Genomic DNA, 12089 nt, shown 5'->3' on the forward strand with positions numbered 1-12089 from the left:
ATACCAAACTACATATATAGAATCAATTGTAAAATATAGTGCGTATTTTTATAAGTACAGAAAGATAGGCAAATGAAAAAATATGACTGATTTACGATTGTTATAGAAAGCTTTAGGCTATATCAGAATAGAAATATTATTTTTTTATATCAGTAGATGAGTAATATATTGTAATTTGGAAGTGTCCCATCTGACACTTCTAAAAATATACATAATGGGGGAAATTCAATGGGAGAATGGAAAAGAACCAACTGTAACATGTGCGTACAGGCTTGCGGATTGGAAGTGCAAACCGAAAACAACATGATTGTGAATGTAAGACCGGATCCGAAAAGTCCTCGAAGCCAAAACTATTGTTGCAGAAAAGGTCGCTCTATCAAAAATTATCAGCATCATACTGACAGACTGAACTATCCACTCAAGCGCGTAGGTAATGAGTTCGTAAAAATATCCTGGGAACAGGCGCTTAAAGAAATTGGAGAGAAATTGAACCAGACTCTGAATGAGTATGGTCCACGTGCTATCGGTACTGTGGGGTGTTCATTGCCTGCAGCTCAGGCAAACTACGCAATGGCAGAGACTTTTAGGAAATTGGTCGGAACCCAGAATCAGTTCACAGCGATAGGTGCTGAATTTATGGGACCATGGTGGAGTTACGGCAAGATACTCGGTGGCCAGTTCAATTTTGCTGACCCTGATGAAGCACGAAATGAGGTCCTTATACTTTGGGGAACAAACACTTATGTTACACATCAGATTGCACGGGCAAGGACTATCGTTCGCGAATTCTCTGAGGATCCCGAAAAGATGCTCATCTTAGTTGATCCCCGCCTTTCGGAGACAGCCAGAATGGCAGATATGCATGTTGCTCCGCACCTTGGCTCGGACGCTTTGCTTATTCGTGCGATGATAGCGCTTATCCTTCGGGAGGGCTGGCAGCATCAAGATTACTTGGATGAACATGCTCTGGATTTCGACAAGGTTAAGCCGTGGTTTACAAATGTTGATATAGAGGAATCTTGCCGCATATGTCAGATCCCGTATGAAGAGGTAAAAAAATTATGTAGAATTTTAACAACCCGTAAATGGGGACTGCATATGGATTTAGGTATATCAATGGGACGTCACAATACGCTGTCGCCTTACCTACTTATCGTTATGATGAGTGTCTGCGGAGTGCTCTGTGTTCCCGGTGGCTGCGTCGTGCAAGAAATAATGTTCGACCAAGGTCTTGGTACTGACGATCATGACCAAACGGTATGGAGAACATTAGAGTCGAACTATGCGCCGGTCAAAGGATCTTTTCCTGTGGGTTGCCTACCAGAGGAGATTTTGAGCGATCATCCGAAACATTTGCGTTCACTGGTTGTGGCGATGAGTAATCCAATACGTTCCTACCCAGATACAAACTTGATGGAAAAAGCTCTTAACAATCTTGATCTTTTAGTTGTTATGGAAACTTGCATGAGTGAAACAGCAAGGATTGCGGATTACATTCTGCCTGAGACTACCGCATATGAAGGCTATGATTTCTGCGCTTTCCAATATAGCTGGCCTAAGACTATCTGCCACTTAAAGCACCCGGTGCTGAAACCAGAGGGAGAGCGCCTTGAGGGTGGCGAGATATGGATGAGAATGGCCGATGCCATGGGCCTTATCCCCCAAATTCCGGAGAGTCTCTACAAAGCGGCAAAAAATGCTGTGGCTACCGGAGACCGCATAAAGTATTTGAAAAAGCTTATGTTGTTTGTTGTCAAGAAGAAATTGTCCGCTGATGTTCTGCCGATGATTATCGCTAAAACCCTGGGCAAAGCAATGGGATCCGTAGCCTGTTCTTTGACGTGGGCAGCCACGATAACTTCTCCCTTGGCTGGCACCGGCCAGATCGAGCGTGCAGGCCACAAACCAAAAAATACTCACAGGATAATGCAGGTAATACCAAAGCTTAAAGATATTTGCCTGTTGGATGCTGTTTTTCAGGAAATTATGGATCACCCTGAGGGGATAGTATTCGGTATTGCCGATAATGAAAACTTCCACAGAATTGCGCATTCCGACGGAAAGATACATTTGTTTAATGAAGATATTAATGAATATATTAAGAGAATTACACCTGAAAAGGAAGATATGGCACTTACGACCAAAGTAGAGTTCCCGCTTGTACTGAGCTCCGGCAGGCACACAGACGCTGGAGTCAACAACGTAATGAGAAACCCCAGAACAAATAAATATCGTAATCCCTGTGTAATTGCAATGAATCCCGAAGACGGAGCAGAGCTTGGTATAAAGGATGGCCAGAAGGTTAGGATAACGACTCAATCTGGTTCAGTAGAAATAGAAACGGAATTTACTTATCAGACATGTAAAGGCTATATTCTCGTTCCTCATCATTTTGGCTTAGAATTTAATGGGAAAAAATATGGCATTTCCGCAAACACCCTGCTACCTGCAAAGCATATGGATGAGATGACAGGGGACCCAATAGCACGGTATGTGCCGTGCCGAGTAGAAGCAATATTAGGAGGTAGCGAATCATGAATACAAAATATAAAGTAACATTGAGCGGCGATGTTGTCAATAAAGAATGCTTTGAAGTGCCGACGAACACCTTACTACGGGATATCGTCTTTGGACTGGGCGGCGGTGTAGTAAACGGACGCAAGCTCAAAGCTGTTCAAGTCGGAGGAAATTCGTGCAGTTTTTTAACGCCTGATCAGCTTAATACTCCTGTTGACTTCGAATCCATGAGAGCAATTGGCGGTGCACTTGGTTCAGGCGCGGTACTCGTCATCGACGACAGCCATAATATGGTTGATATGCTGGTGGGTATTACTCATTTTTTCAAACATGAATCCTGCGGTAAATGTGTTGCGTGCCGTGAAGGGACGCTCAGAGTGGCGCAGTTGACAGAAAAGATAGCTGACGGAAAAGGTACAGTGAAAGATATGCAACAGATCCGCGAGCTGTCTGAGTATATGGGTAAGACATGCTTCTGCCCGCTGGGACAAGGAGCCACAACAGCAATAATCAGTGCAATGAATTTATTCCCAGATGATTTTAGTGTTATCCTAAGCACTCAGGAGGTATGATAAAATGGAATTTGTGAATGTAACAATCAATGACAAGCTGTTGTCAGTTCCCAAGGGAATCACCATTCTGGCTGCAGCGGTATCAGGCGGTATCAGAATTCCAACCCTCTGTACCATAAAAATGCTCAATCCCAGAGCGAACTGCGGTATATGCGTGGTCGAAGTTGAGGGTGGCAGAACCTACAAACCTGCCTGCGTTACGAGAGTGTCCGAAGGTATGGTAGTCAGGACTGATACTCCAGCACTCCGCAAGAGCAGAAAGACAACGCTCGAACTTCTTCTATCCCGTCATGCTGTAGATTGCCACCACTGCTTGAGAATTGGTAGCAGCAAATGCGAAGATCTGGATCCGAAGTTTTGCGAGATGTGCTTCTTCTGTGACTGTGTACGAGACGGATTCTGTGAGCTACAGACATTGGCACGTGAGTACAAGGTAGATGCCTTGCCATATGAGATGGAGCCATACAAGTATGAAATTGATAGTTCCACAGGCTCTATAGTACGTAACCCCAACAAATGTATCAAATGCAGACGCTGCTCAGATATCTGCAATTCAGTGCAGACAGTACATGCCTTGAACGTTATTAACCGTGGATCTGAAATTATGGTTACTACAGAAGGTCAAAAAAGACATGCTGACAGTTCATGCGTTCAGTGCGGAAGATGCGTGCAGTCATGCCCGACAGGTGCGTTGTTTTTTAAGGAACATATTGACGCACTTCTGTACAACACACACAATTATGACATTACTACGATTGCCCAGATTTCTTCAGACGTTTTGGAAGAGCTTTCCACTTTATTTAAATTTGGCTCCTCTGAGCTTGATATTCGAATTGTAGCTGCAGGACTACGCAAAATTGGAGTCGACTATGTTGTAACAGATGATTTCGCTTCAGCGAAAGCTATAAATGCAGCCGCATCGGCACTGGCCGATAAAATTAAACGTGACAAGAAGAGCCCTATTATCATTACAGATAGCTATGCGGCGGCTAAGTTCATGAAGCATAATTTTGCCGATTTTTCAGAGCTTTTACTTAATTATGCATCACCTCAGCAAGAGTTCGGAAAATATGCGAAGACAGTTTTCGCGGCTGAAAAGCAGCTTGGAACTAAAAATATCCGCACGATCTCAATTGTTTCAGATAACGAAAACGCAGCAGAAGCAGTGGAAAACGGAAGTGTTGATTTCGTTGTCAACGCCAGAGAGCTATACCGTATATTCCTGAGAACAGGCGTTAATCCAAAGAGGATTCATCCATCTGAGCTTGATAGTTTTGGATCGATTGAAAACTCTTATGTGCAGTTCGGAAAGCTGTTCGCCCCTGTTACCTGGGAAGTCGGCAACAATACCGAAAAATTAGATCTGTATATTGGTAACACCAACGTTAAAGCAGCAGTTGCAAAAAATCTTGGGCAGGTTCGTGAACTACTGACAGAAGTCAAAAACGGCATTTCACCTTACAATGTTGTAAGGATAAATGCCTAATTGCCTTCATCATAATTATTGATTAAAATGATTATGAACTTTGAGCTGCATTCAGCGCCAATGTGCCACTGGGAAAGGCCGTAATGCGCGTAGTACCCTAGATTAGCACCTAAAGAGTGGCAATCAATCGATCAGCAAGTAGAATATCCATTATACTAGGAGGGATAGGTATGGATCGCAAAACAAAAGAGTTTTCCACGTCGGATACATGGTTGTCTGAGAAGGACACGACGAAAATTGCAGCCGCTATTCTTGCTGGAGGACAGAGTCGCCGCATGGGTACCGATAAAAGAAAGCTGCTTCTGGGAGGAAAGACCCTTCAAGAGCTGGCAGCGAAAAAACTTTCCCTTTTTTCTGAACGATATTTCTCGGTTGCTGATGATATTGACCAACCTCTACCAGGCTTTGTAAATATTCTGGATCAAGCAACCGAATGTGGGCCATTATCTGGAATGGTGTCTGTAATGGAAAAAACAGAGGCGGAGTGGGTAATTTTTATTCCATGCGACATGCCGATGGTGCCACAAAAGCTTTTAGAGTTTATTTTGAGCTATCGCAGTATGGAAAACGATGCTCTGATCCTGACTGGAAATGGAAGGGCTTTTCCTGTGTTATCGGCTTTCAGGCGTGCAGCAGCACTGCCTATCATGCGAAAGGCCATCCAAGAGAAGCGTCTTACACTTTTTCGATTAATAGAGAAAGAACTTCTGCCGCTATATATACCCGCAGAAAGGTTTCCAGGTTTTAAACCAATAATGCTTCAAAACATAAATACACCAGAGGACTACAATCACATTCTTTCAGCCTCAGACCTGATATGGCGCCAGTGTACAAAGTTCTCAAACAGGTAGTATGGAGCACCACCTTCTATCTACTATAAGCAAGGAGATTAGATAAATCAATGAAAAAAGAATACAAAAAGTCGCCTATAATTACCTTTGTCGCAAATTCCGGAACCGGAAAGACTACAATTCTCGAAAAATTGATTCCCCTTTTAAAAAAACGAGGATTGATTATTGCTGTAATTAAACACGATGCCCATCGGTTTGAGATCGATTATCCCGGCAAGGACAGCTATCGCTTTGCACAGTCCGGTGCTGATGTAGTGGCTATTTCCTCGGCTGAGAAGGTTGCGTTCATCGAAAAATGCCGTCATAAGCTGACAATTGAGGAAGTAATTGACCGTTTGCCTCCAGTAGATTTGATCTTAACCGAGGGATATAAGAAAAGTGTATATCCGAAAATCGAGATTCACCGCCGCGCAGTTAGCTCATCTACGCTTCTTTGCAGGCCAGATGAGTGCTTAGCTGTTATGACTGACGAGATGCTTGATATTTCAATTCCTTGCTTTTCTTTAGATGATATTGACTTACTCGCTGAACTGATTTACGAGTACACTATGAATTATATAGCTGAGGAATGATGTTACGATTAACTAACAACAAAATTGTTATAGAAAACAAAACAATATGAATATTTTCTCCGAGTCCGGCGCGCTAAAAGCAATCATGCGGTCCGGTCCGAAACCAAATCAATTCGGTTAGGTTTCTAGGTGACGGTGGAAACGCCGGTGCCTTCCATCTTTGAAAAGGAGAGCTACTATTCTGGAATTTAATACTCCCGGAGTCTGTTGTTCTGGAACGCTCTGTCCTTTCAAAGCAGAGGAGAGTTTTTTAGGAGGTATTACAATATATGAAACATAATTTAGATTTTGAGTATGGCCGAGATCTTTTAATCAATCTGTGCACCACTCTTCCTACCGAGGAGATTTCCATTTCTGAGTCGGTTGACCGGGTGCTAGCCGAGGATACTAGGGCTGTTACAGATGTTCCCCCTTTTGACCGTTCACCATATGATGGCTATGCTTTTTTTGCGTCAGATACTACTTATGCTTCCCAAGATAGGCCAGTAACTTTGCGTATTTTAGAAGAGGTTGCAGCTGGGAGCGTTCCTACTCAGTCGGTTGTGGGGGGGACAGCTATAAAAATCTTGACTGGCGCACCTGTACCTATAGGTGCTGATGCCATCGTGAAATATGAGGATACTAATTTTAGTAAAGACGAAGTAACTTTATATGGCTCAGTTTCAGTGGGGTCTAACATAGTGCCAGCTGGAGAAGACGTTAAGGCAGGAGATCTACTGGCTGAAAAGGGGACGGTTATTGATCCCTCCTTAGTGGGAGTACTAGCCGCACAGGGAATTTTAACGCCATTGGTTTATCGTCAACCAATGATTGGAATCCTTTCAACAGGCAACGAGCTATTAAACGCCGAAGATGCACCTTCTTTAGGTAAAATCCATGACATAAACCGCTATGCATTGGAGGCTGCGTGCCTGCATGCGGGAGCTTTACCTGTCTTTTTAGGATGCGCAAAGGATATAGAGGAAGACATTCGATTCGTAATAGAAAAGGGACTCGATTCCTGTGATATGATCATCAGTACCGGGGGTGTTTGTGTTGGAGACTATGACAGAACGCCAGCCGCTCTCGAATTTTTGGGAGCTGAAATTTTGGTACGTGATTTGTTTCTAAAGCCTGGCGGTGCCTGCATTTATGCTCGCAAGGGTGGAAAGATGATTTGTTGTCTGTCTGGAAATACAGCATCTTCTATGACAAACTTTTATGCAGTTACCATACCTCTTATTCGTAAGCTTTCGGGTCATTCACGTACTGTCTCTGTCACTACATATATCACACTTGCGAATGACTTTCCAAAAAGAAGTCCTAAAACTCGATTACTAAGAGGAAAATTGGAACTTGATAGTGGACAGATTAGGATGCGAATACCGGAGAACCAGAAAAATGGAGTTCTTCATTCTATGATTGGTTGTAATGTACTAGCTGTTGTACCTGCTGGTTCTCAAGCTTTGGCAAAGGGAACTGTCCTAAAAGCCTATTTAATAGATTAGATCATCGGAGGTGTTCCTTATGAAAAAAATTGCTGTTGAACAATCGGTGGGGAAAATATTATGCCATGACATTACTGCTGTGAGAGATGGGTTTAAAGGTCGTGCATTCGCCAGAGGTCATGTAATTAAGCAAGAGGACATTCCCAACCTTTTAGACATGGGGAAAAAATATATTTTTATTTGGGAGGATCAGGAGAACGAAATTCATGAGGATGATGCTGCGCTGAGACTCGCTTCTATGGCTCCGGTCAAAGGAACTTTTTATTCTGGACCATATGAAGGGAAAATGACCCTTACAGCGGCTGTCAAAGGGCAGTTTCGGGTAAACAAGACTCTGTTGAGTAAGCTCAATACGATCGGGGACATAACGATTACCACCCTGCCCGATCATTTTAGAGTTGAACCGGATATGAAGTTGGCTGGTCTGCGTATCGTACCACTCACTACTGAAAAGAAGCAGATTGAGCAGGCAGAGGTTATTTGTGCTCAAAGTCCGATTCCACTTTTTACTATAAAACCTTATCAAAAATTGAAGGTTGGAATTATCATCACCGGATCAGAGATTTTCAATGGTCGGATAAAAGATCGCTTTGAGCCACTTATTCGAAAAAAACTCAGTTATTTCGAAGCGGATATTTTGGATATTGTTATCTGTGATGATATTCCAGATATGCTTCAGTCTATAGCATCTACTTTTATTCGAAAAGACGTAGACCTTCTAATATTTACCGGAGGTATGTCAGTCGATCCGGATGATATTACGCCAACTGTTATGCGTGCAACTGGAGCAGAGGTCATCACGCATGGGGTTCCTATTCAGCCAGGCAATATGTTTATGCTGGCGTATCTTGGTAATACTGCCCTGATTGGAGTTCCAAGTGCTGCAATCCAACACTCCACAACAATTTTGGATGTGGTTTTACCACAACTTTTTACTGGAGAACGCTTTTATAAGGCAGATTTTGTGGCCATGGCTGAGGGAGGCTCTTGTCTTGGTTGCGAAATTTGTCACTATCCGATTTGTACTTTTGGGCGTTACTAAAAGAAAATAAAAAATACATGTCTATGCATAAGTCATGGACTTAAAATATAGATGAGGAGATACTGTTATGAAAGATAGATTTAGCCGTGAAATTACATATCTACGCATTTCTGTTACCGATCTATGCAATCTACGCTGCGTCTACTGTATGCCAGAAGAGGAAGTTCCGAAACTGAGGAACTCTGATCTTTTGAGTTTCGAAGACATTGTGGAGATTGTTCAGATGGCTGCGGAGCTTGGTATTCAAAAAATTTCGGATTACTGGTGGTGAGCCGTTAACCAAACCAGGCATTGTGAATTTGTGTAGGGAAATTGCTGATGTTTCAGGTATTAATGAGGTCAGCATGACAACGAATGGCATTCTTCTTCCTACAATGGCGATGGACTTGAAAAAGGCAGGAATTTCCCGGGTTAATATCAGCCTCGATACGCTTAACCCTCAAAAATATCGTAATATAACTCGCAAGGGCCATTTTGAGGAAGTAATTAATGGTATTCGTGCTGCAGAGGACGCTGGAATGTATCCAATTAAACTAAATACGGTTTTAATTGGAGGCTACAACGATGACGAAATTGAGGATTTTGTGGAAATTACCAAAACAAAAGATATTGAGATTCGCTTTATCGAACTGATGCCCATAGGAGAAGGTGCTAATTTCCACTCTGAAGCCTTTATTCCTGCTGAAACCATTTTGCAGCGGGTTCCGGAGCTTGAACCTATGTCTCATCGCGAAGGGGTAGTACGCCTCTACCGTCTGCCGAATGGAAAAGGACGTGTAGGGTTAATCAGTCCCATAAGTCAACATTTTTGCAGCAGTTGTAACAGGGTACGGCTGACAGCAGATGGAAGATTGAAACCATGCCTGCATTCCTCACAGGAAATACCTCTGAAAGGACTTAGAGGAAAAGAATTGCGGCAGGCCATCTGCCAGGCGATTTTGGAAAAGCCATTGAAACACGAACTATTATCCCCTGCTTTCCCAAGTCAAGCAGGTCGTTGTATGAATGAGATTGGAGGATAAAATTATGGAAAAATTTCACATTTTAATATGGAAGGACATGCTCATATGGTTGATGTTGGAGACAAGTCAGACACCCATCGCACTGCTGTTGCGAGTGGGCGTGTTCTAATGAACCCGCATACACTTGAACACGGAATTATCGGCGATGCCCATGCTGGGAACTGGCACCGACAGGTCAGCCTGCTTGGCAGGGAAAGTGTCGAGCAATTGCAGGAGAAGATATCATTTCCTCTGTCAAATGGCGCTTTCGCCGAAAATATTCTGACGGAAGGCATCCTGCTTTATCAGATACCAGTTGGAACTAATCTTCGGATAGGGCAGTCAATGTGTCAGATCACCCAAATTGGCAAGGAATGCCACAATGATTGCGCTATTCGCAAAGCTTGTGGGGACTGCGTCATGCCCCGAGAAGGCATTTTTGCTAAGGTTTTGGAGCCAGGCTGGGTTTGCCCTGGAGATTTGCTATACATTGAGGAATAGCTAGGGACTATAATATCCAATGAAAAAACGTTATGAATTACAGGTTAGGACAGCAAAAGCATATAGTAATTCTCTAAGAACTAGTTCTAAAGATTATAAAAAAAAACAAAAGTATTAAAAAAGAAGAAGAACAAATGTTTTCAGAAAAAGAAATTGATATAATCATATCGAATTGAATTAGACGATGTAATAGAAATATTAACAAAAGAGAATATTAAAGGGGGAATATTTATGGAGGAACTAATTAAGAAAAAGAAAGGTAAAACAATTAGCTTAACTGGTGTATTATCAGCAGTATTTACAACTTCAATATTGGTAATAATACTACTAGCTGTAATTGAGGGAACAATTTCTGGTGTTATACTAAAGGCAATTACTAATTCTGATAAATCGTTATCTCTCATCCTATTTTGTATAATATCAAATATAATTATAGAGATAGTACTTTTTGTTACTTTCACAGTATTTATGAAAAAAGCGGCTGATAATTTTGGAAATGTAGTTAATTCAATAAACTCTGGTGATTTGTCTGTTAGCATGAACTTAAAAGAAAATAAATTACTAAGTAGTATACAGGGGCATTTAAACTCCCTAACGGCAGAGATGCGAAAAATTATAGAAGGTACTTATAAACTCACAAAAGCTATTGTTAATGCTTCTTTTAATATGACAGATAAAGTAGATCAAGCTATGAATTCAATAACAGAAATAGAAAAAACAATTGATCAAATTGCAATAGGTGCTTCAGAACAAGTATCCGAAACTCAAAAAAGCGTTGATAAGATAGGAAAACTATCGGATCATATAGTCTTGGTTAATAATAGTTATCGTGATATTATTCAAGAAACTGATAATGTAAATCAATTAAATAAAGAAGGTCTTTGCATTGTAGAAAAATTAAGAGAAAAATCTGATGATTATAATCTCTCTTCTGAAGAAATATTTGTAGCTGTAGAAAATCTTACAGCAACTCTTGAAAGTGTTGGACTATTTGTAACTGCCATACAAAACATTGCGGATCAGACTAATCTTTTAGCATTAAACGCTGCTATTGAAGCTGCAAGAGCAGGTGAAGTTGGTAAGGGATTTGCAGTGGTAGCTGATGAGATACGGAAGCTTGCGGAAGAAAGTAAAAATTCAACAGAAGAAATAAGCAGTTTGATGAACAATATTAAAAATGATTCTCAGCAAGCAATTAATGCAATGAGATCAATGCAAAATGTTTCAAAGGAGCAGCTTATAGCAGTTGACCAAACCGAAATTTCTTTTAGAAGAATTGCAGAGGCAATTGAATTAATTACATTAAAGATTAATGATACAAGTAATACAATAAGGAAAATGGAGACATTAAAGAGTGAATCTATAGCTAGTATAGAACATACAGCTAATGTATCTGAACAAACCGCAGCTGCTAGTGAAGAATTGGCTGCAAGTGTTGAAACACAGTTGAAAATCTTTGAAGAAATGTCAACATCAGCAGGAGAATTAAGTGATATAGCCAAAGATATGGATAATAGTTTGAAAAAATACAAAGTGTAAGTGTTAAGTAAGTCCTTTTATGAAACATATATTATAATATCGTATTTATTAAGTCTAAAAAAATAAAGATATTAAAATTCTCTAGATTAAAAAAATCTTCCTTTTTCTGTCATTTCAATAAGAAAGTTAATAACTCAACTTTCGCAGATAAAAATCGACGCGAAAGCATTTATTTTGTAAGCGTAAAAGAATCGACGCATAGCAGCAAGATAACTTAAGTGATAAAATAAACCCAACAGAAAAAATTATATTCTCTGTTGGATAAAACTTTATATAGAAATAATTATTTGCTAGTTTTAACGTGCAGTTCATCTGGAATATTCTTAGACCAAGGCATAAATTTTTCTAGTATGTCACTTTCCTTAACTTCTGTATTAGAAAGCCTATCAAACAAATATACTAAATACTTTTCTACTACTAAGCCATTGGCTTTAGCCGTTTCAGTAATACTATAAAGTAATGCACTAGATTTTGCACCTTTTACTGTCTTTGAAAACATCCAGTTTTTACTGCCGATTACA

General features: G+C 40.9%; 12 protein-coding genes and 1 riboswitch. Of the genes, 11 read left to right on the plus strand and 1 reads right to left on the minus strand.

Going from position 1 to position 12089, the window contains the following annotated elements:
- Positions 1-228: 228 nt before the first annotated feature.
- The 11 genes from KPL54_RS05975 to KPL54_RS06020 all read left to right on the plus strand — a co-directional run bounded on the left by KPL54_RS05975 (position 229) and on the right by KPL54_RS06020 (position 11568).
- Complete coding sequence (locus KPL54_RS05975) at positions 229-2538, plus strand: molybdopterin-containing oxidoreductase family protein (protein WP_216105721.1); 2310 nt, start codon at positions 229-231, stop codon at positions 2536-2538.
- The gene (locus tag KPL54_RS05980; RefSeq protein ID WP_216105722.1) at positions 2535-3089 is read left to right on the plus strand and encodes an NADH-ubiquinone oxidoreductase-F iron-sulfur binding region domain-containing protein; all 555 of its coding nucleotides are present in this window, start codon (positions 2535-2537) and stop codon (positions 3087-3089) included. Before KPL54_RS05975 ends, KPL54_RS05980 begins: the two co-directional genes overlap by 4 nt.
- Positions 3090-3093: 4 nt before the next feature.
- Positions 3094-4575, plus strand: coding sequence for a [Fe-Fe] hydrogenase large subunit C-terminal domain-containing protein (locus tag KPL54_RS05985; RefSeq protein ID WP_216105723.1), 1482 nt, complete (start codon positions 3094-3096; stop codon positions 4573-4575).
- Positions 4576-4745: 170 nt separating this feature from the next.
- Positions 4746-5426 carry a molybdenum cofactor guanylyltransferase gene (locus tag KPL54_RS05990; RefSeq protein ID WP_216105724.1) on the plus strand — a complete coding sequence of 227 codons (681 nt, stop codon included), beginning with the start codon at positions 4746-4748 and terminating at the stop codon, positions 5424-5426.
- Positions 5427-5476: 50 nt separating this feature from the next.
- Positions 5477-5998 carry a molybdopterin-guanine dinucleotide biosynthesis protein B gene (mobB, locus tag KPL54_RS05995; protein ID WP_216105725.1) on the plus strand — a complete coding sequence of 174 codons (522 nt, stop codon included), beginning with the start codon at positions 5477-5479 and terminating at the stop codon, positions 5996-5998.
- Positions 5999-6043: 45 nt separating this feature from the next.
- Positions 6044-6185: riboswitch (molybdenum cofactor riboswitch) on the plus strand.
- A gap of 82 nt (positions 6186-6267) precedes the next feature.
- Complete coding sequence (locus KPL54_RS06000) at positions 6268-7485, plus strand: molybdopterin molybdotransferase MoeA (RefSeq protein ID WP_216105726.1); 1218 nt, start codon at positions 6268-6270, stop codon at positions 7483-7485.
- Positions 7486-7504: 19 nt separating this feature from the next.
- Positions 7505-8527, plus strand: coding sequence for a molybdopterin-binding protein (locus KPL54_RS06005; protein ID WP_216105727.1), 1023 nt, complete (start codon positions 7505-7507; stop codon positions 8525-8527).
- A 67-nt stretch (positions 8528-8594) separates the two neighbouring features.
- Entirely contained in the window at positions 8595-8798 is a 204-nt protein-coding gene (locus KPL54_RS25970) for a radical SAM protein (RefSeq protein ID WP_253203362.1), read from the plus strand.
- Positions 8764-9549, plus strand: coding sequence for a GTP 3',8-cyclase MoaA (locus KPL54_RS06010; RefSeq protein ID WP_253203363.1), 786 nt, complete (start codon positions 8764-8766; stop codon positions 9547-9549). Before KPL54_RS25970 ends, KPL54_RS06010 begins: the two co-directional genes overlap by 35 nt.
- A gap of 45 nt (positions 9550-9594) precedes the next feature.
- Complete coding sequence (locus KPL54_RS06015; protein ID WP_216105728.1) at positions 9595-10029, plus strand: MOSC domain-containing protein; 435 nt, start codon at positions 9595-9597, stop codon at positions 10027-10029.
- A gap of 231 nt (positions 10030-10260) precedes the next feature.
- Complete coding sequence (locus KPL54_RS06020) at positions 10261-11568, plus strand: methyl-accepting chemotaxis protein (RefSeq protein WP_216105729.1); 1308 nt, start codon at positions 10261-10263, stop codon at positions 11566-11568.
- Positions 11569-11851: 283 nt separating this feature from the next.
- Here KPL54_RS06020 and KPL54_RS06025 read toward each other — a convergent pair whose 3' ends face one another.
- The gene (locus tag KPL54_RS06025; RefSeq protein WP_216105730.1) at positions 11852-12067 is read right to left on the minus strand and encodes a transposase domain-containing protein; all 216 of its coding nucleotides are present in this window, start codon (positions 12065-12067) and stop codon (positions 11852-11854) included.
- Between the last annotated feature and the right edge of the window lie 22 nt (positions 12068-12089).

This window comes from Clostridium estertheticum, assembly GCF_018861295.1.
Taxonomy (GTDB): domain Bacteria; phylum Bacillota; class Clostridia; order Clostridiales; family Clostridiaceae; genus Clostridium_AD; species Clostridium_AD estertheticum_D.